We start from the raw sequence: 19,960 nt of genomic DNA, 5'->3' as shown, positions 1-19,960 counted from the left end.
ATCCATTTCACGAAAAATGACTGAGCCAGTTGATGGGCGACATTCTCGCGGGGCTGATCGATCTCGAACGCGGGTCCGCGAGCAGCGAGACGTTGACGCGGCAGCTCTACGATCAGCTCCGCACGGGGATCCTGAGCGGCGCGCTGCCGCCGGGCCATCGCCTGCCCTCGAGCCGCGATTGCGCGAAACAGCTCGGCCTCGCGCGCAACACCGTCTCGGCGGTCATCGACCAGCTGGCGATGGAAGGCTATCTCGAGATCGCGCAGGGACGACGCCCGACGGTAGCCGCCGCCGAGCGCAAGGCGCTGCTGACCGGGCGCAACATTGCAGCCAAGAAAGCCAAACCCATCGCCCTGTCGCGCTGGGCCGAGCGCGTGCGAAAATCAGACTGGCCGTTCGTCAATAGCGGCCCGCCGCAGCCATTGGCCACGGTGCTGGCCGATGCCAGGCTGTTCCCCCATGACATCTGGGCGCGCTGCCTGCGCCGCGCGGCGCGACGCGCGCCCACCGGCGATCCCGCCATCAATCGCACATCGCTGCGCACCGTCCTGCTCCGCCATCTCGTTGAGCATCGCGGTGTCAGGGCCGACGCGCGGCAGATCATCATCATGCCGTCGGCGCAGGCCGCCCTCGAACTGATCGCCCGCGTGCTGCTTGATGCCGGCGATCTCGCCTGGGTGGAGAGCCCCGGCTATGGCGGCGCCCGCGCGGCGCTGGATGCGGCTGGCGCCAGTGTGCGCGGCATTGCGCTGGATCGCGGCGGCCTCGTGTTCAGGGGCCGCCGCGATCGTCCACGGCTGATCTTCGTGACGCCGTCGCATCAGCATCCCACCGGGCGGTTGATGCCGGTGAGCCGTCGGCAACAGTTGCTCGGTTTTGCCAATGAGATCGGCGCGGCGATCGTCGAGGACGACTACGACAGCGAATTCCACTATGACGGCCGCCCTGTCGCCGCCCTGCAGGGCCTCGATGACAATGACCGCGTGTTCTATGTCGGCACCTTTTCGAAATCGATGTTTTCGGATGTGCGCAGCGGCTACGCCATCGTGCCGCCGGACCTCGCCGACCTGTTCGAAAAGGCGCAGCGCCACGGCAGCCATATCGTGCCGGCGCCGGTGCAGGATGCGCTGGCCGAGTTCATCGACGACGGCCATTTCGCGGCACATATCCGCAAGATGACGCGCGTCTATCGCGGCCGGCGCGATCATTTGTTGCAGGCACTGCGCACGCATGCCGGCGATCACCTGACGATCGAACCACCGGCCGGCGGCATGCAGCTTCTCGCTTATCTGAATCCGCAATACGACGACCGCACCATTTCGGCGCGACTGGCCAAGCTCGGCGTGACAGCCCGCCCGCTCTCCATACATTTCACCGGCCCGGCGAGCGACCAGGGATTGTTCATGGGTTTCGCCGCCTGGAACGAGCAGGAGATCGACAAGGCCGCCGCCATCATCGGGCAGGTCCTGCGCGACACCGCCACGCCGCGCGGCGGCGGCTCCCGGAAACGAAACTGCCGGTGAAACGGATCTCGCAACGCTGCGGCTTCGGTTCCGAGCAGACCATGCGCCGCAGCTTCCTGCGAACGATTTCCGCTACGCCGCAGGACTATCGCGCGCGTTTCAGTTCCTGAATGTCGTGATCGGGCCTTTTGCCGCCTGGAAAGCATGACTGGCCCGCAAACCGGCCGGCTTGCCGCCCCGCCGGAGCGGGACTACGCTCGCATCAGCGAAACGCCAGAACACTGCCAGCCAGTCCGGGAGAACTTAGATGTCGCCAGCGGAAGCCCGCCTCAAGGAAGTCCAGTCCACCATGAGCGAGGCCGAGTGGGCCCAGCGCGTCAATCTCGCCGCTGCCTACCGTCTCGTTGCGCTCTACGGCTGGGACGATCTCATCGACACCCACATCTCCGCCCGCGTGCCCGGCCCCGAGCATCACTTCCTGATCAACCCCTATGGGCTGATCTTCGAAGAGATCACCGCATCGTCGCTGGTCAAGGTCGATCTCGACGGCAACCAGCTCTCCGAAAGCGACTACAGCATCAACCCGGCCGGCTTCACCATCCATTCGGCAATCCACGAAGTGCGCGAGGATGCCGGCTGCGTGATGCATCTGCACACGCCGGACGGCACCGCGGTCGCTTCCTGCATGGAGGGCCTGCAGCCGTTGAACCAGACCGCCCAGCTCGTGATCCCCGACCTCGCCTATCACGACTATGAAGGCGTCGCGCTCGATCACGACGAGCGCCCCCGCCTGCAAAAGGATCTCGGCACCAAGAACGCCATGCTGCTGCGCAATCACGGCACACTGACCGTCGGCCGCTCGGTCGCCTCGGCCTTCGAGCGCATGTATTATCTGGAGCGTGCCTGCACCATGCAGGTCCGCACCCGGATGCTCGGCCCGACCGCCTATCCGGTCGACCAGATCGTGATCGACAAAAATGCCGAACTGGTCTCGAACCCCGAAAGGTCGGAGCTGCGCTCCACCAAGCTGGTCTGGCCGCCGATGCTGCGCAAGCTCGACCGCCGCGATCCGTCTTACAAGACCTGAGATTTGGTGCTATAGAGAGGTTACATACCTCTACACAGTGATTCAAAACGCCGTCCAATTCCGGGCGGCGTTTTTTCTTGGCATCACGGCCGCATGAACGCGAAATCCGTGTCCGGATCGCAATTGTCGGCAACGAAACGCAGCTCCGACTGCACGTCAGTCACACTCCTGGTTTCGAGATATTTCGAGACCACGAGATTCATCAGGGAGCGGCAGACGCTGTCCTGATCGACCCCTGCGGCCTGTGCTGCCGCCATGGCGGCAGAGAAATGAGTATTGGCGATCTCGGTTGCGGACATGGCGCTCTCTCCCTTTTTTGTCTTTCGATCAGGAAAGCCTGACGCAAGCCTTGATGTGGGTCAACGCGCAGCCAACCCTGCCATTCCTGGGCGCGAACGGCCCGGAATGACGAACGGGCGGTTTACTTCTTCACATCCGCCAGCGCAGCAATGATCCGCGCCCACGACCTGATGCCCTTGTGGAAGCTCTTGAGGTCATACTTCTCGTTCGGCGAATGGATGTTGTCGTCATCCAGACCGAAACCGATCAGCAGCGAGTCCAGCCCCAGCGTGCGCTTGAAATCGGCGACGATCGGGATCGATGCGCCGGAGCCGATCAAGAGCGCCTGCTTGCCCCACTCGTCGGTGAGCGCATCGCGCGCTGCCGCCAGCGGCTTCATGTTCCAGTAGAGCGCGATGGCCGGCGCATTGGAGTGATCGAGAAACTCAGCGGTGCAGTCGCCCGGCAGTTGATCGGTCACGAATTTGCGGAACGCGTCGCGGATCTTGCCGGGGTCCTGCCCTTCAACGATGCGGAACGAAACCTTCGCAGATGCATGCGAGGCGATCACGGTCTTGGAGCCCTCACCCGTATAGCCGCCGACGATGCCGTTGATGTCGCAGGTCGGACGCGAGGTGATCTGTTCGATCAGTTCGCGGCCTTTTTCGCCGGCGGGGATCGACAGGCCGATTGGTTTCAGGAACGTCTCCGCGGTGAGGCCGAGACCCTTCCACTGCGCCAGAATATCGGCGGGCAGATCCTTCACGCCATCATAGAAGCCGGGAATGGTGATACGGCCGTTGTCGTCATGCAGCTTGCCGAGAATGTTGGTCAGCACGCGGATCGGATTGCGCGCACCGCCGCCATAGATACCGGAATGCAGATCGCGATTGGCCGCGGTGATCTTCACTTCCTCATAGACGAGGCCGCGCAGCGAGGTGGTGATCGCCGGGGTATTGGGGTCCCACATGCCGGTGTCGCAGACCACGGCGAAGTCGGCCGCGAGATCCTTCTTGTTTGCTTCCAGGAACGGCACGAAGTTTTTCGAGCCGACTTCCTCCTCGCCTTCGATGCAGATGGTGAGATCGATCGGCAGCGCGCCCGTGACATTCACCCAGGCGCGGCAGGCCTCGACAAAGGTGGAGAGCTGGCCCTTGTCGTCCTGTGCGCCGCGCGCGACGATGATGTCGCGGCCATCGGCGTGCTTGGTGACGAGCGGCTCGAATGGCGGGCGATGCCACAGATTCAGCGGATCGACCGGCTGCACGTCATAATGGCCGTAAAACAGCACATGCGGGCGCTTGCCGGTATTGCCCTTGGCGGTGGCGACAATGGCCGGGTGGCCTGCGGTCGGCCGCACCTCGGTCTTGAAGCCCAGGCCCTCGATCTCGCCCGCAAGATGCTTTGCCGCCGCCTTGCAGTCGTCAGCGAAAGCCGGATCGGCGGAGATCGACTTGATCCGCAGCAGCGCGAACAACCGCTCCAGACTGTTGTCGAAATCGGCATCGACGCGATCGAGAACGGAGGCAAGCTGCGCGTTGGGCATGGGCAAGTTTCCTTAACTGATGTGGTCCGGAACGTCCGCGGAATCTAGCAGCACCGGCGGGTGGTGCATATGCCAGATCAATCCGCCTGCGAGGATGGCCGTCGCCAGCAGATTATTGCCCCAGGCCTGCAGCACCGGCGAAAAAACCGGGATCGACAGCGCCAGCAGCACACCGACGACGCCGAGCAGCAACCATGTGCCGGTCCGCACATTCGGCCTGGGATCATCGGCGGCGCGATGCATCAGCACCGTGAGCGGCAGGAACAGCCACATGAAATAATATTGCCGCGCCAGCGGCGATGCCACCGTCATCAGGCAGAACAGGACGCCGAGTTCTTCGGCTCGCGAGCGCGGCGTGAGTTTCGATCGCGGCAGCAACGACCCGATGAAACCGAGGCCGATCAGGCCGGAGACTGCGAGCACGATCAGGTTCGCTGTCTTGTAGCTGACATCGATCACATTCATCGTGGCCGATCCGCGCTTGGGATCGTCCTGGAAATAGTCGATCGGCCGCACCAGGCGATGCGTCATCGCGATGATCGACTGATTGACCCAGGACCAGTTCTGCTCATCGCGCTGGCCGAAGCCCTTCTCGGAGCTGGAGCCGACCATTTCGGTGTACCAGGTCTTCACCTCGGCAGCATTGCGCTCGAAGCCACGAAACGGCGCCGGCACCACGTAGAGCAACAGCAGCGTACAGATGATCATGCTGGCGGACGCAGCCCAGTGCCGCCGCCAGATCAGATAGGGCAGCACTGCAATCGGGAAGACCTTGATGGCCGTCGCCAGCGCAAACATGCTGCCGCCGAGCCATGGCCGGTCCTTCTGCATCCACCAGAAGCCGAGCAGCATCATCGCCAGCAGCACCAGATTGGGCTGGCCGAGATCGTACATGTCGAACACGAAGGTGATGGTCGCAAAGCCCGGCAGCGCCGCAAGCCACGCCGCCGGAATCTTCTTCGAGCCGGTCATGGCATTGGAGAGCTGGCTGGTGATCGCCCAGGCCGCCGAATTCAAAATCGAGAGCAAGAGGTAAAGCGGGACCTTGCCGAACCAGCTCGGCAGCGCCAGCAGGATCGCGGACAGCGGCGGATAGATGAAGTCCAGCGCGCCATTGGTCTTCGCTTCATAGAGCGGCGCGCCGTGCAGCACCTGTTGCCCGGCCCAGAACCACAGCGCGTAGTCCTTGGTCTTGCCGTGACCGAAGATTTCCGGGACCAACACATCCGCCGTCAGCAGGACGCAGGTCGCAAGAAACAGCAGGTCCAGCGGCTGCCGCAAGGACGGCCACCGCAAAACCGGCATTTCGCCGTCACTTTTCGTCACTTCGCTGTCCCGCTTCAACGACGCGCCAGGGCAGCGCGTTCAGACCGCGGTGGGTAGCAGATGGCGCCGGACCTGCAAAGCCGCGGGCCGGCGCATATCGGCTCGTGAACGGCGTTTACCGCTTCAAAATCCCGCCCAGCGCGCCGCGCACGATCTCGCGGCCGATCGAACTGCCGAGCGAGCCGCCGACCTGCTTGCCGATATTGGCAACGACGCCGCCGACAACCTTGTTGGTGACGCTGCGGGTCACGCTGCGTGCGATCACCTGGCCGGTGGAGAGCCTGTTCCGGCCGGTATTGGTGCCGAAGATCGTGCCGACGATGGCGCCGAGCTGGCCCAGCAAGCCGCCGCCTCCCGCCCCGCCGCCGGCATCGGTCGGCGCTGCCGCGGCGCCCGCGACGCGTTTCTGCAGCATCTCGTAGGCGGACTCGGAATCGATGGCCGTGTCGTATTTGCCCTTCACCGGGCTGGCATTCATGATGGCCTTGCGCTCCTCAGGCGTGATCGGCCCGATCCGCGCGGTGGGCGGACGCACCATGATGCGTTCGACCATTGCCGGCGTGCCATTGCCTTCGAGGAACGAGACCAGCGCCTCGCCCTTGCCGAGTTCGGTGATGACCGTGGCCGTGTCGAGTTTCGGATTGGCGCGGAAGGTCTGTGCCGCCGCCTGCACGGCCTTCTGATCGCGCGGCGTGAAGGCGCGCAAGGCGTGCTGCACGCGGTTGCCAAGCTGGGCGAGTACGCGATCGGGCACATCGATCGGGTTCTGGGTCACGAAATAGACGCCGATGCCCTTGGAGCGGATCAGGCGCACCACCTGCTCGATCTTGTCCAGCAGCGCCTTCGGCGCATCGTTGAACAGCAGATGCGCTTCGTCGAAGAAGAACACGAGTTTCGGCTTCGGCAGGTCGCCAACCTCAGGCAATTCCTCGAACAGTTCCGAGAGCAGCCACAGCAGGAAGGTTGCGTAGAGCCGCGGGCTCGACATCAGCTTGTCGGCGACCAGGATATTGACCATGCCGCGGCCGTCGCGGTCGGTCTTCAGAAAATCCTTCAGCTCAAGTGCCGGCTCTCCGAAGAATTTATCGGCACCCTGGTTTTCCAGCACCAGCAACTGGCGCTGGATAGTGCCGATCGTTGCCTTGGTGACGTTTCCGAAGCTCCCCGCCGACTTGCGGACATCGGCAAGTGGATCGACCTCGTCCTTCTTGGCGGTCATCGGCACGATCGCATCGAGCAGCGAGCGCAGATCCTTCATGTCGAGCAGGGTCAGGCCGTTCTCGTCGGCAACGCGGAAGGCCACGTTGAGCACGCCTTCCTGCACGTCGTTGAGATCGAGCAGCCGCGCCAGCAGGAGTGGTCCCATTTCAGAGACCGTCGCGCGCACGGGATGCCCCTGCTCGCCGAACACGTCCCAGAACACGGTCGAGAACTGATCGGGCTGAAATGTCAGCGCCATCTCCTTGGCGCGCTTGAGGATGAAATCCTTGGCTTCGCCGACTTCGGCAATGCCCGAGAGGTCGCCCTTGATGTCCGCGGCGAAAACCGGCACGCCGGCGCGCGCAAATCCCTCTGCCATCACCTGCAACGATACAGTTTTACCCGTTCCCGTCGCGCCGGTGACGAGGCCATGGCGATTGCCGAGGGCCAGCGTCAGCCATGCCTGTTGGTCGCCCTTGCCGATGAAGATCTTGTCGTCGGTATCGCCTGACTTCAGTTCGGTGGTCGCCATCGGATCGCCTCTGTCGCGCGCATCAAGAAAAAAATTTCGAAAAATTTGCGGCTCACCATGATCTTACTGCATCTTGACGAGCGATTGAAACGCAAAGAGTTCCCGCCGCGCCTGAAACCCGCCCGTCATTCCGACGGACACTCCAAGCCATTTGTTTTGCTGTTTCCAAACTGCGGCCCTGTCGCATCTGCGAACAATTGACCAAAATTTCACGTTTGCTCTTGCATTGGTGCAACACTCGATGCGCGATCACGCTGAATCGCACGTTGGGCGGGTTGGCGTGCTTGTAATTCGAATCGCAGCGGCTCAAGATCATTTTTCAACATAAGGGCATCGGCACTCAACCGATGTGAGGCGGGGCATCATGGACGAGTTGATCAAAGCGCTGACCGCAAAGGTCGGCATCGATGAAGCCGTGGCTGAAAAGGCTGTCGGCATCATCCTGGGGTTCCTGCGCAAGGAAGCACCGGCCGCGCCGGTCAATGCGCTCATCGAAAAAATTCCGGGTGCGGACGCAGCCATCGCATCGTCAGAGGGCGGTGGTGGACTGAGCAGCCTGATGGGCGGCGGCATCATGGCCCTGGGCAGCAAACTGATGGGTCTTGGCCTCGGCATGGGCGAGATCCAGAGCGTCGCGCGCGAACTGTTCAAGTTCGGCCGCGAGAAGATCGGCGCCGATGCCATGGACGAGATCGTTGCCGGCACGCCTGGCCTGAGCCAGTTCTCCTGACCGTCTGTTACGTCAGCAGCGCGCGTAAGCTTCAAGTATCTTCATACGTCCGAGTATCATGACATATCCCATCTCCAAGATTGACGGTTTGACGGCCTTCGCCGCGACCAAACTGAAAAAGGCAGGCATCCGCACCATGGAAGGGCTGCTGGATGCCGCTCACTCTGCCAAATGCCGCAAGGAACTCGCCGCCAAGACCGGGTTCAGCGAACAACAACTGCTCGAATGGGCGAACCTCGCCGACTATCTGCGCATCCCCGGCATGGGCAAGGCCAAGGCCGAACTGCTCCGTGCCTCCGGCGTCAATACCGTGCGCGAACTAGCCCACCGCAATCCCGCCCGCCTGGCTCTGGCGATGCGCGAGGCCAATGACAAGCGCAAGCTGGTCCGGGTAATGCCCTCCGAGAAGTCCGTCGGCGACCTGATCGAGAAGGCCCGCCAGCTGCCGCTGAAGATCTCGTATTGAGAAGGTAGCAGCGACGCTCCTCTCCCTCCCCCGCGCTTGCGTGGGGAGGGAAAAGAAAGCGTCATCGCCCTATCTTGACTCCCTCCCCCCGACCGCGCAAAGCGACCTCATGATCGCGCGTCCGACCACGTCTGCTCCGACGGCCCACCCGGTGCTGGCCGCGCTGCTGGCATCGCCGGTGCCTGCCGTGATGGGCATCCTGAACGTCACCCCGGACTCCTTCTCCGATGGCGGCCAGTTCGATGCCCCCGAGCGCGCTCTGGTGCAGGCGCGGCGCATGATCGCCGAAGGCGCCGGGATCATCGACATCGGCGCCGAGTCCACACGGCCCTATGGGTCCCGGCCGGTCACTGCCGATGAAGAATGGGCACGCCTCGTGCCGGTGCTGGCCGACGTCATCGCGCTCGGCACGCCGGTATCGATCGACAGCATGAAGGCATCCGTCGTCGCAAAAGCGCTCGCCGCCGGCGTGGCCATCGCCAATGACATCTGGGGCCTGCAGGGCGATCCCGACATGGCCCGCGTCGTCGCGGAGCACAATGCGCCTGTCGTCGTCATGCATAACCGCAACGACGTCGATGGCAGCATCGATATCGTCCGCGACATCAAGGACTTTTTCGCGCGGTCGCTGGAGATCGCCGCCAGCGCCGGCATTCCCGCGGGCCACATCGTGCTCGATCCCGGCATCGGCTTCGGCAAGACACCTGAGCAGAGCATGATCGCGCTGGCGCGGTTCGACGAGTTGAACAGTTTCGGCCTGCCGGTGCTGATCGCCGCCTCGCGCAAGAAATTCATATCGACCGTCGTGCCGTCGGAGCCGCAGCAGCGCATCGGCGGATCGCTCGCCGCGCACCTGCTGGCGGTGCGGCACGGCGCCAAGATCGTCCGCGCCCATGACGTTGCGGAAACCGTTCAGGCCCTGCGTGTCACCGCAGCCATCGAGGAATTAAGATGAGCGACATGATCTTCATCAAGGGCGTATCTGTGCATGCGCATCACGGCGTGCTCGATTACGAAGGCGTCGTCGGGCAGCGCTTCATCATCGATATCGAACTGACCACCGATATCGATCTGGCCGCGCGCAGCGACCGGCTTGCGGACACCGTGTCCTATGCCAATGTGGTAGCCACCGCCATCGCCGCCTTCAAGGACACCAACTACAAGCTGCTTGAACGCGCGGCCGGCGCCGTCGCCGACGCCGTGCTGGCGGACTTTCCACGTGTCAGCGCCATCAAGGTCACCGTGCACAAGCCGCACGCACCGATCGCCGCGATCTTCGACGATGTCGGCGTGGTACTGAACCGTACGAGGTCATAGACCATGGCCAGCGTCCTCATCGCGCTCGGCGGCAATGTCGGCGATGTCCGCACGACGTTCCGCAAGGCGATCAGCAATATCTGCGGCATGACACAGGCCGCGCTGGTCGAACGCTCGGCAGACTACCGCACGCCGCCGGTGGGCGACGTGCCGCAGGACCATTTCGTCAATGCCGCAATCGAGATCGAGACCGATCTCGATCCGCACGCGCTGTTGTTCACGCTGCACAAGATCGAACACAAGTTCGGCCGCAACCGCATTGCCGAGGGGCGCTGGGGTCCGCGGCCGCTCGATCTCGACATGATCGCCTATGACGACGTGGTCATGGCCAAGCCGGAACTGCACCTGCCACATCCTCGCGCCACCACCCGTGCCTTCGTGCTGGTGCCGCTGGCCGAGATCGCCCCGGACCGGGTGATATCGGGCAAGACCGTGAGCGAGCATCTGAAGGCCCTCTCAACCGACGGCATCGAGCGACTGCCGGACCTGGATTGAACGCCGGCCTCACCCCTCTCCCCGCAATGCGGGGAGAGGGAAACAGCCCCGCTTCCTGTTCCGCGCGCCAAAAGCGCGCAGGGCCATGTCCTAAGAGGCATTGGCAACCCCTTCTCGGCATGGCATTTTCCGGTTCAACAACGAAGCAATGCCGGGAGTGAAGTTCCTAAATGTCGACTGCGACTGACGACCTGCGGCTGGCCGCCGATTTTGCGCCTGCGACCTATGACGACTGGCGCAAGCTCGTCGATGGCGTGCTGAAAGGCGCGCCATTCGAGAAGCTGATCAGCAAGACCTATGACGGCGTCAAGATCCAGCCGATCTATCCCCGCGCCCATGATGCTGCGCCGATTGCCGGCCGCCCGCCCGCGGCGCCGTGGCAGATCATGCAGCGGATCGACCACCCCGATGCCGCGAAGTCCAACAAGCAGGCGCTGCACGATCTGGAAAACGGTGCCACAGGGCTGACGCTGGTGTTCGAGGGCGCCAATGGCGCGCGTGGCTTCGGCCTCGTCGCCTCGTCCGAGACCATCGAGACGCTGTTCGACGGCATCTATCTCGACGCCGGCATCGGCATCGAGCTCCATGCCGGCCCGCAGTCGCGCATGGCCGTGACGTATCTGGCCGATTACATCAAGACGAAGGGCATCGATCCCGCCAAATGCGATATCCGCTTTGGCCTCGATCCCATTGGCGCCACCGCGGTGTGGGGCACCAGCGCCTATAACTGGTGGGAAATGGCGCCCGCCGTCACCGACGCCATCAAGAAACTGGCGGCGCAAGGCTTCAAGGGCCCGTTCGCTGTCGCCGATGGCCGCATCATCCACGATGCCGGTGGCTCCGAAGTGCAGGAGCTGGCTTACGTGCTCGCGGTGATGGTCTCCTATCTGCGCGCGATGGAAGACCATAACATTCCGCTCGAGACCGCCCGCAGCATGGTCTATGCGCGTCTTGCAGCCGACGCCGATCAGTTTCTCACCATGGCGAAATTCCGCGCGCTGCGCCTGCTGTGGGCGCGCATCGAGGAAAGCTGCGGTCTCACGCCGAAGCCGATATTCATCGCGGCCGATACCGCGTGGCGCATGCTCACGCAGCGCGATCCCTATGTAAACATGCTGCGCGCGACCATGGCGACCTTTGCCGCAGGTCTCGGCGGTGCCAACTCCATCTGCGTGTTGCCGCATACGCTGGCGCTCGGCCTGCCCGATGGCTTCGCGCGCCGCGCCGCGCGCAACACGCAGCTCATACTGCTGGAGGAGTCGAACCTCGCCAAGGTCTCCGATCCCGCAGCAGGCGCCGGCGGCATCGAGGCGCTGACCCGCGAACTGTGCGACGCCGCATGGGCCCAGTTCCAGGATATCGAGAAAGCCGGCGGCGCCTTCCCGGCGCTGGGCAACAACCTGATCCAGCCCAGGATCGCCGCCACCCGCGCCGCGCGCCAGGCCAGCATCGCCAAGCGGCGCGAGGTGCTGACCGGCGCCAGCGAATTCCCCAACCTGCACGAAGCCCGCGCCACCGTGCTGAAGGTCAAGCCGATCCCCGGCAAGCCCTATGGCAAGGACAAGATCAAGTTCAACCCGCTCGAACCGATCCGGCTGGCCTCGCCCTTCGAGGCGCTGCGCGACAAGTCGGATCACCTGCTGGCCCGCAAGGGTGCAAGGCCGAAGGTGTTCCTCGCCAATCTCGGCACGCCCGCCGATTTCACCGCACGCGCGACCTTCGCCAAGAGCTTCTTCGAGACCGGCGGCATCGAAGCCGTCGACAGTGACGGCTTCACCGATCCGGCTGAACTCGCCAGGGCCTGGCAGGCCTCCGGCGCTGCGCTGGTATGTATCTGCTCCTCCGACAAGCTCTATGCCGGCCAGGCTGCGCCTGCCGCCAAGGCGCTGCAAACCGCCGGCGCAAAACATATCTATCTGGCAGGCCGCCCCGGTGATCTGGAAGCGCCCTTGCGTGCCGCAGGTGTGAGGGATTTCATCTTTGCCGGCGGCGATGCACTGGCCATGCTGGTACAGGCCCATGATCTACTGAATTCGGCCTGAGGGAGTGAGCGATGACGGCGACGGCGACGGCGAGCAAGCCCGTGCTGACCGGCGGCTGCCAATGCGGCAATATCCGCTTTGCGCTGTCGGCTGCGCCGACACGGGTGAGCATCTGCCATTGCCGCATGTGCCAGAAGGCAACCGGCGCGCCCTTCGCCTCGCTTGCCGATATCCCGAAAGAGAATTTCGCATGGACCCGCGGCAAGCCGTCGGCGTTCAAGTCATCGTCGATTGCGGAGCGCGACTTCTGCGCCAAATGCGGCACACCGCTGAGCTACCGCCGCATCGGCGGCCCGAATATCGAGATCATGACCGGCGCCTTCGACCGCCCGGATCGCGTGGTGCCGACGGTGCAATTCGGCAGCGAGTCGCGCCTCGGCTGGGTCGGCAATGTGGCGAACCTGCCGAGCAAGACCACGATGCAGAATTACGGACCGGAGAAATGCGCGGAAGTGTTCAGCTATCAGCATCCGGATCATGATTGAGGTGAAGTGTTTCAACAAGGATCGTACGCATGGGCAGTTTGTTGTTCGACTTGCTGATGTGGCCGATCGCGACAGTACTTGAGAAAGTGCTTGACGTGGTACTCTGGCGGAAAACTGAAACGCCCCCGTCCGACGACCCGACCTACAAAAAGAACGTTCAGAGACTCATCGAACGCAATCGAGAATTCGAGAAACGACCATGACCAAGATTCCAAACTTCGCCGAGATCGATTTCGCCACCCGCGCGGCCGGCGCGCCGTCGCAGGGCGAACCGTGGCTCACACCCGAAGGCATCCTGGTGAAGCCGGGCTATGGCGAGGCCGACGTCGCCGGTATCGATTTCCTCGACACCTATCCGGGCATCGCGCCGTTCCTGCGCGGCCCCTACCCGACCATGTATGTCAACCAGCCCTGGACGATCCGGCAGTATGCCGGCTTCTCCACTGCGGAAGACTCCAACGCGTTCTACCGGCGCAATCTCGCGGCCGGCCAGAAGGGCCTATCAGTCGCATTCGATCTCGCCACCCATCGCGGCTATGATAGCGATCATCCGCGCGTGTCGGGCGATGTCGGCATGGCCGGCGTGGCGATCGACTCGATCTACGACATGCGCACGCTGTTCGCCGGCATTCCGCTCGACCAGATGAGCGTGTCGATGACCATGAACGGCGCAGTGCTGCCGATCCTCGCGCTCTATGTCGCAGCTGCCGAAGAACAGGGTGTGCCGCCGGAGAAACTCACCGGAACGATTCAGAACGACATTCTGAAGGAGTTCATGGTGCGCAACACCTATATCTATCCGCCCGCGCCCTCGATGCGGATCATCTCGGACATCTTCGCCTACACCTCAACGAAGATGCCGAAATACAATTCGATCTCGATCTCCGGCTATCACATGCAGGAAGCCGGCGCGACGCAGGATCTCGAACTCGCCTACACGCTGGCCGACGGCGTCGAATATCTGCGCGCGGGTCTCGCCGCGGGCATCGATGTCGACCGTTTCGCGCCGCGGCTGTCGTTCTTCTGGGCGATCGGCATGAACTTCTTCATGGAAGTGGCCAAGATGCGCGCCGCGCGGCTGCTCTGGGCCAAGCTGCTGACGCAGTTCAATCCGAAGGACCCGAAATCGCTGTCGCTGCGCACCCACTGCCAGACCTCCGGCTGGTCGCTGACCGCACAGGACGTCTATAACAACGTGATGCGCACCACCATCGAGGCGATGGCGGCGACGCAGGGCCATACGCAGTCGCTGCACACCAATGCGCTCGACGAGGCGCTGGCACTGCCAACCGACTTCTCGGCACGCATCGCCCGCAACACGCAGCTGTTCCTGCAGCAGGAAACCGGCACCAACCGCATCATCGATCCGTGGGGCGGCTCCTATTATGTCGAGCGCCTGACCCACGATCTTGCGACCAAGGCCTGGGCGCATATCCAGGAAGTGGAAGAACTCGGCGGCATGGCCAAGGCCATCGAGGCCGGCGTGCCCAAGCTGCGCATCGAGGAAGCCTCCGCCAAGACCCAGGCGCGCATCGATGCCGGCCGTCAGGCCGTCATCGGCGTCAACAAATACAAGCCGGACAACGAGGCCCCAATCGACGTGCTCAAGGTGGAGAATTCCACCGTGCGCCGGCTGCAGATCGACAAATTGAAGAGGCTTCGCAGCGAGCGCAGCCAGGCCGATGTCGATGCCGCGCTGGCGGCGCTGACGCGCAGCGCCAAGGAAGGCAACGGCAACCTGCTGGCGCTGGCCATCGATGCCGCCCGCGCCAAGGCCACCGTCGGCGAAATCTCCGATGCGATGGAGAAAGTGTTCGGCCGCCACCGCGCCGAGATCAAATCCATCACCGGTGTCTACAAGCGCGAGGCGTCCACCATGAATGACAACGTCGCGAAAGTTCAGGCGCTGATCGACGCCTTCGAGGACGCCGAGGGCCGCCGCCCGCGCATTCTCGTCGCCAAGATCGGCCAGGACGGCCACGACCGCGGCCAGAAGGTGATCGCGTCCGCTTTCGCAGACGTCGGTTTCGACGTCGATATCGGGCCCCTGTTCGCCACCGCCGATGAGGCTGCGCGTCAGGCCGTCGAAAACGACGTGCACATCCTCGGCCTGTCGTCGCTGGCCGCCGCCCATCTCACCGCCGTGCCGGAGCTGAAGGCCGCGCTGAAGAAGCAGGGCCGCGAGGACATCATGATCATCATCGGCGGCGTCGTCCCCCCGCAGGATTACGACGAACTCTACAAGGCCGGCGCCGAGGCGATCTTCCCGCCCGGCACGGTGATCTCGGAAGCGGCCGAAGAGCTGATCCACAAGCTGAATGCACGGCTGGGCCATAGCGAGGCGGCGGAGTAAGGGTGTTGAAGACGTTTGCGCTGGTCGCGCTCACCTGTCTCCTGTTCGGTGAGGCCGCCCTCGCCGCCGAGCCGACACCCGACATCCAGCTCAAGGCGAAATACACCGAAGTCGCCGTCTTCTTCGATGCCGCGATCAAGTCCGATGCCCCGCTGCTGAAATATCTCACATCCGCCAGCAATGGCTGGGCTGCGAAGACGCTCAAGGAGCTGGCCGAGCAGCGCAAGGACATGCGCGATCTGCCCGCCGACATCCGCAACCGGCCATGGGAGTCCGAGCGCTCATATACGCAAAGCTCGCTGGTCGCGGGCCGCTATGTCAGCATCATTCGCGCGGACTACAACTTCACCGGCGGCGCGCATCCCAATCGTGCCAACGACACGCTGCTGTGGGATCGGCAGGCCGGCAAGATGATCAGCATCCGCCCCTTCTTCACCGAGCTCGCCGATGGTGGGCCGGCGATGACGGCGATCCGCGACGCGGTCGTCGCCGATCTGAAAGTCGAGAAGAAACAGCGCGACAATGACAATCCCGATATGAGCCTCGTCGATGCGCTGGAGCCGAAACTGCTGAAGATCGGGCCGGTATCGCTGACGCCGTCGACGGCGGCCGGCAAGAGTTCCGGCCTCTCCTTCCATTACGGCTCCTATGCGGAAGGCGATTACGACGCCTTCGTACCGTGGGACAAACTCAAGCCCTATCTGTCGGCTGAGGGCAGCGCGATCTTCGGCGGCGAGCGGCCGAAGGACGACGACAAGGGGCCGCAGTGACAAGAGCCCCCATCGACATCGACGCGCTCGCACGTGACCTTCGCGCCGGCAGCCGCGCCGCCCTGGCCCGTGCGATCACGCTGGTGGAAAGCCGCCGCGCCGATCATCAGGCCGCAGCGCGCGAACTGGTGCAGGCGCTGCTGCCCGACACCGGCCGTGCATTTCGCGTCGGCATCACGGGTTCGCCCGGCGTCGGCAAATCGACCACCATCGATGTGCTCGGCATGTATCTGATCGAGCGCGGCCACAAGGTCGCCGTGCTGGCGGTGGATCCGTCCTCGGCGCGCACCGGCGGTTCGATCCTCGGCGACAAGACGCGGATGAACGATCTGTCCGCCCATCCCGACGCCTTCATCCGCCCCTCGCCGTCCTCCGGCACGCTCGGCGGCGTCGCGGCGAAGACGCGCGAGGCCATGTTGCTGTGTGAAGCCGCCGGATTCGACGTGGTGCTGGTGGAAACCGTCGGCATCGGCCAGTCGGAAACCGCGGTGTGCGACATGACCGACTTCTTTCTGGCGCTCATGCTGCCCGGCGGCGGCGACGAATTGCAGGGCATCAAGAAGGGCCTGATCGAACTCGCCGACATGATCGCCATCAACAAGGCCGACGGCGACAATCTCAAGCGCGCCAATATCACGGCCGCGGATTATCGCGGCGCGCTGCATATCCTGGCGCCGCGCTCGGAGCACTGGCATCCGCCGGTGGTGACCTATTCGGCGCTGGCGAAAACCGGCATCGCCGAATTGTGGGATAAAGTCGTCGCGCATCGCACCGCCATGACTGCGTCCGGCGATTTCGCCGGCCGCCGCCGCGAGCAGCAGGTGAAGTGGATGTGGACCATGCTGGAGGATCGCCTGAAAGCGCGCCTGCGCGGCGATCCGTCCATACGCAGCAAGGTCAAGCAGACCGAGCGCGACGTCGCCGATGGCAGGATGACGCCTGCTGTCGCAGCGGAAGCGATCGCGGAGTTGTTGAAGTAGCGCGCCCTAACCTCTCCCCGCTCGCGGGGAGAGGTCGGCTGGCGGAGCGCAGCGAAGCCAGACGGGTGAGGGGGACTATCCACTCGCTCCTAGTTCGTGGAGAGTCCCCCTCACCCGCCTTCCACATGCTTCGCATGTTACAGGCGACCTCTCCCCGCAAGCGGGGAGAGGTTAGGGCCCCGTTGTGATCATGGAGGCGAATGTTGAACCGTCCCGGTACATCCCCTCGCATCCTCATCACCGGCTTCGGCCCCTTCCCCGGCGCGCCGGTGAATCCGACACAGGCGCTGGTGCGAAAACTCGCAACGCTGCGCCGCCCCGCTTTCGCTGACGTCACCCGCATCGCGCATATTTTCGACGTCACCTACGCCACCGTCGATCGCGAACTGCCCGAGCTGATCGCACGCCATCGTCCGGATGCCCTGCTGATGTTCGGCCTCGCCGCACGCACGCCCTATATCCGGATCGAGACGCGTGCGCGCAATGCCGTGAGCATGCTGTGGCCTGATGCCGGCCACGCAACGGTACGCCGCGCCAGCATCGTGCCTGGCGCCGGCGCGCGAAACTTCGGCCCGCACACGGCGCGCCTGTTCCGGGCCGCCCTCGCGACCGGCGCTGACGTGCGCCCCTCACGCGATGCCGGCCGCTATCTCTGCAATTATCTGTCCTGGCGCGGCATCGAGGCCACCCGCGCGCCGAGCGGCCCTCGCCTCGCCGCCTTCGTCCATGTGCCGCTGCTGGCACAAGACACCAGCTCGCGGCGCATGACCTCCGACGAACTCACCGATGCGGGTGAAGCGATCCTGCTGGAAATAATCCGGCTGACCCGGGCCAAACTGCGGGAGCCAGCCGGGAATTCCCGGGTTTAAGACCGCCGGGACGACGATCCCCGGCTATTTTCTGAACATTAATTCACTAAATGGGGAAATCCGCCGATTTCCGCGACGCTGCCATGCCGAAAGTCAACTTGTGCATTGCAGCATGAAGACCCTAATGGCGGGAATGCTTTCAGGAACCGTTTTGTGACCGACATCAACGCCGACGCCTCGGTGGCTTCACCCGCGCATCGTCCCATGAAATTTGGCGAATTCGTCGTCGTGATCGCTTCGATCATGGCGCTGAACCCCCTTGCCATGGACATCATGCTGCCGGCGCTGCCGCATATCGGCGCGGCCTTCAAGGTCCCGGATGCCAACCGCCTGCAGACCGTCCTCTCGGTCTTCCTGCTCGGTTTCGGCGTGGCCCAGTTCGCCATCGGCCCGCTGTCGGACCGTTACGGCCGGCGCCCCATCCTGCTCGGCGGCATGGCCGTCTATTGCGCGGCGAGCGTGCTCGCGCTGTTCGCACCGTCGTTTGAAATCCTGCTGCTTGCGCGCCTGCTGCAAGGTGTCGGTACCGCGGCGACGCGCGTGATCGCCGTGTCGATCGTCCGGGACTGCTATGCCGGCGGCCGTATGGCCAGTGTCATGTCGCTCGCCATCATGGTGTTCATTTCCGTGCCGGTCATCGCCCCGTCTTTCGGCCAGGCCCTGATGGTCCTGACGGAATGGCGCGGCATCTTCGGCGTGCTGATGCTGTACGGCCTGCTGACGCTGGCCTGGAGCGCCTGGCGCATGCCGGAGACGCTGCCGGTCGCCAAACGCCGCTCGCTCGCCATTCGTGACGTGCTCCATGCCTATCGGCAGACCGTCAGCCATCGGCAGACGATCGGTTACGGTCTCGCAGCCGGCATCCTGCAGGGCGCGCTGTTCGCCTTCGTATTCACCTCGCAGCAGGTGTTCACGGAGATCTTCCATCTCGGGCCGTATTTCCCGCTCGCATTCGCCTCCATCGCTTTCGGCGTCGCTGCGGCCAGCTTCTTCAATTCGCGCGTCGTCCATCGCTTCGGCATGCGCTCACTCTCCCACGGCGCCCTGCTCGGCTTCGTCAGTGTTGGCGCGGCGATGTTGCTCACCGTGGCGCTGGGCTTCGTGCCGCTCTGGCTGTTCATCGCGCTGTCGATGCTGATGATGTTCGCCTTCGGCCTGATGTTCTCGAATTTCACCGCACTGGCGATGGAGCCGCAGGGCCACATCGCCGGCACCGCTTCCTCGCTCTACGGTACGCTGACCACGCTGCTGGGTATCGCCATCGGTACGGTCATCGGCCAACACTATGACGGCACATTGTTGCCGTTCGCGACCGGCCTCTTCCTTTGCACCCTCACTGCATTCGCGGTGGTGCTGGTGGCGGAAAAGGGCCGGCTGTTCAAGCCTCACAAGATGGTGAGCTGAACGCCCCCGCGACGTCGCCGGATGGCTGTCGCGCAATTTTGAAATGTCTGGGAATACGTCGGGGCGAACCCGACGCCGCCATGAACGTTATCAATTTTTACCGGAGCAATCCGATGCCCTATGCACTGTTCTGTGACGACGCGAAGCTGAGCAAAGCCTACCCCACCGAAGCTGACGTATGGAAACTCGCCGCCGAGAGCGGCCTTGTCACCGATGTCGAAGCCAAGGACTCCAAGCCGACTCCGCGTCGCATACTCGACAATGATTACGAAATCCGCCCGTGCCAGGCCGAACCGGGTGAATGCCCGGAAAAGAACGAGCGCGACGCCCAGGCCGAGAAGGATTTCCAGCTCGCGCTGAAGGGGCAATAGCGCGAGCTACTGCATACGCATGTCGTTCCCCGACACACGGTCGTCATTCCGGGGCGCGCGCAGCGGCGCAGTCGCGTAGTGCGCCCCGGAATCCCGACATGTTTTGCGCTCGCCCCGGAATGACAGTGTGGGGCGGCGCAAGACAGCACCCAAACATTTTTTCCTATTACTATTGACAACATCCCTATCGTGATTATTTTCCCCTTCGTCCTGCCCCACCGAGAGGGGCGATCGCGATCGTCACG

The 19,960-nt window shown here is 63.7% G+C and carries 20 protein-coding genes; 16 read left to right on the top strand and 4 right to left on the bottom strand.

Translation table 11 applies throughout. The features are described from left to right. Positions 1-32: 32 nt before the first annotated feature. The 3 genes from ACEK02_RS03835 (at position 33) to ACEK02_RS03825 (ending at position 2,550) form a co-directional block, all read left to right on the top strand. Complete coding sequence (locus ACEK02_RS03835) at positions 33-1,523, top strand: PLP-dependent aminotransferase family protein (protein WP_371420476.1); 1,491 nt, start codon at positions 33-35, stop codon at positions 1,521-1,523. Beyond that, the gene (locus tag ACEK02_RS03830) at positions 1,520-1,633 is read left to right on the top strand and encodes a hypothetical protein (protein WP_371420475.1); all 114 of its coding nucleotides are present in this window, start codon (positions 1,520-1,522) and stop codon (positions 1,631-1,633) included. Before ACEK02_RS03835 ends, ACEK02_RS03830 begins: the two co-directional genes overlap by 4 nt. A 137-nt stretch (positions 1,634-1,770) precedes the next feature. After that, positions 1,771-2,550, top strand: a complete 780-nt coding sequence (locus tag ACEK02_RS03825) for a class II aldolase/adducin family protein (protein WP_371420474.1) — start codon at positions 1,771-1,773, stop codon at positions 2,548-2,550. An 83-nt stretch (positions 2,551-2,633) separates the two neighbouring features. On the opposite strand, the gene ACEK02_RS03820 is transcribed toward ACEK02_RS03825, so the two are convergent. The 4 genes from ACEK02_RS03820 to ACEK02_RS03805 form a co-directional block, all read right to left on the bottom strand. Next, complete coding sequence (locus tag ACEK02_RS03820; protein WP_371420473.1) at positions 2,634-2,849, bottom strand: hypothetical protein; 216 nt, start codon at positions 2,847-2,849, stop codon at positions 2,634-2,636. A gap of 122 nt (positions 2,850-2,971) precedes the next feature. Then, positions 2,972-4,375, bottom strand: a complete 1,404-nt coding sequence (locus ACEK02_RS03815; protein ID WP_371420472.1) for a M20/M25/M40 family metallo-hydrolase — start codon at positions 4,373-4,375, stop codon at positions 2,972-2,974. Between the two features lie 12 nt (positions 4,376-4,387). After that, positions 4,388-5,680 carry a glycosyltransferase family 87 protein gene (locus tag ACEK02_RS03810; protein WP_371420574.1) on the bottom strand — a complete coding sequence of 431 codons (1,293 nt, stop codon included), beginning with the start codon at positions 5,678-5,680 and terminating at the stop codon, positions 4,388-4,390. A 136-nt stretch (positions 5,681-5,816) separates the two neighbouring features. Further along, a complete protein-coding gene (locus ACEK02_RS03805) occupies positions 5,817-7,433 on the bottom strand; it encodes a helicase HerA-like domain-containing protein (RefSeq protein WP_371420471.1) in 1,617 nt (538 codons plus the stop codon). Between the two features lie 364 nt (positions 7,434-7,797). Between ACEK02_RS03805 and ACEK02_RS03800 the strand changes: the two genes are divergently transcribed. From ACEK02_RS03800 to ACEK02_RS03740, 13 genes are all read left to right on the top strand, one after another. Beyond that, complete coding sequence (locus tag ACEK02_RS03800) at positions 7,798-8,163, top strand: hypothetical protein (protein WP_068734292.1); 366 nt, start codon at positions 7,798-7,800, stop codon at positions 8,161-8,163. Positions 8,164-8,221: 58 nt separating this feature from the next. Further along, positions 8,222-8,629: a DUF4332 domain-containing protein gene (locus ACEK02_RS03795; RefSeq protein ID WP_371420470.1), complete on the top strand. Its 408-nt coding sequence runs from the start codon at positions 8,222-8,224 to the stop codon at positions 8,627-8,629. A 109-nt stretch (positions 8,630-8,738) separates the two neighbouring features. After that, complete coding sequence (folP, locus tag ACEK02_RS03790; RefSeq protein WP_371420469.1) at positions 8,739-9,584, top strand: dihydropteroate synthase; 846 nt, start codon at positions 8,739-8,741, stop codon at positions 9,582-9,584. Beyond that, entirely contained in the window at positions 9,581-9,946 is a 366-nt protein-coding gene (gene folB, locus ACEK02_RS03785) for a dihydroneopterin aldolase (RefSeq protein ID WP_371420468.1), read from the top strand. The genes folP and folB overlap by 4 nt, the downstream gene beginning before the upstream one ends. 3 nt (positions 9,947-9,949) lie before the next feature. Then, on the top strand, positions 9,950-10,441 hold the full coding sequence (gene folK / locus ACEK02_RS03780; RefSeq protein ID WP_371420467.1) for a 2-amino-4-hydroxy-6-hydroxymethyldihydropteridine diphosphokinase: 492 nt from the start codon (positions 9,950-9,952) through the stop codon (positions 10,439-10,441). A gap of 170 nt (positions 10,442-10,611) precedes the next feature. Beyond that, positions 10,612-12,483 carry a methylmalonyl-CoA mutase family protein gene (locus tag ACEK02_RS03775; RefSeq protein ID WP_371420466.1) on the top strand — a complete coding sequence of 624 codons (1,872 nt, stop codon included), beginning with the start codon at positions 10,612-10,614 and terminating at the stop codon, positions 12,481-12,483. An 11-nt stretch (positions 12,484-12,494) separates the two neighbouring features. Next, on the top strand, positions 12,495-12,968 hold the full coding sequence (locus ACEK02_RS03770) for a GFA family protein (protein WP_371420465.1): 474 nt from the start codon (positions 12,495-12,497) through the stop codon (positions 12,966-12,968). 199 nt (positions 12,969-13,167) lie between these two features. Then, positions 13,168-15,321 carry a methylmalonyl-CoA mutase gene (scpA, locus tag ACEK02_RS03765; RefSeq protein ID WP_371420464.1) on the top strand — a complete coding sequence of 718 codons (2,154 nt, stop codon included), beginning with the start codon at positions 13,168-13,170 and terminating at the stop codon, positions 15,319-15,321. 2 nt (positions 15,322-15,323) lie between these two features. Continuing rightward, entirely contained in the window at positions 15,324-16,091 is a 768-nt protein-coding gene (locus ACEK02_RS03760) for a hypothetical protein (protein ID WP_371420463.1), read from the top strand. Continuing rightward, positions 16,088-17,071, top strand: coding sequence for a methylmalonyl Co-A mutase-associated GTPase MeaB (gene meaB, locus ACEK02_RS03755; protein WP_371420462.1), 984 nt, complete (start codon positions 16,088-16,090; stop codon positions 17,069-17,071). Before ACEK02_RS03760 ends, meaB begins: the two co-directional genes overlap by 4 nt. Before the next feature lie 200 nt (positions 17,072-17,271). Then, positions 17,272-17,940, top strand: coding sequence for a pyroglutamyl-peptidase I (locus tag ACEK02_RS03750; RefSeq protein ID WP_371420461.1), 669 nt, complete (start codon positions 17,272-17,274; stop codon positions 17,938-17,940). A gap of 153 nt (positions 17,941-18,093) precedes the next feature. Next, the gene (locus ACEK02_RS03745; RefSeq protein ID WP_371420460.1) at positions 18,094-19,344 is read left to right on the top strand and encodes a multidrug effflux MFS transporter; all 1,251 of its coding nucleotides are present in this window, start codon (positions 18,094-18,096) and stop codon (positions 19,342-19,344) included. A gap of 113 nt (positions 19,345-19,457) precedes the next feature. Next, positions 19,458-19,715, top strand: a complete 258-nt coding sequence (locus ACEK02_RS03740; RefSeq protein ID WP_371420573.1) for a hypothetical protein — start codon at positions 19,458-19,460, stop codon at positions 19,713-19,715. Positions 19,716-19,960: the final 245 nt, after the last annotated feature.

This window comes from Tardiphaga sp., assembly GCF_041424195.1.
Lineage (GTDB): Bacteria > Pseudomonadota > Alphaproteobacteria > Rhizobiales > Xanthobacteraceae > Tardiphaga.
The sequence above is the reverse complement of the archived record's forward strand: the minus strand, read 5'-3'. Positions and strand labels throughout refer to the sequence as shown.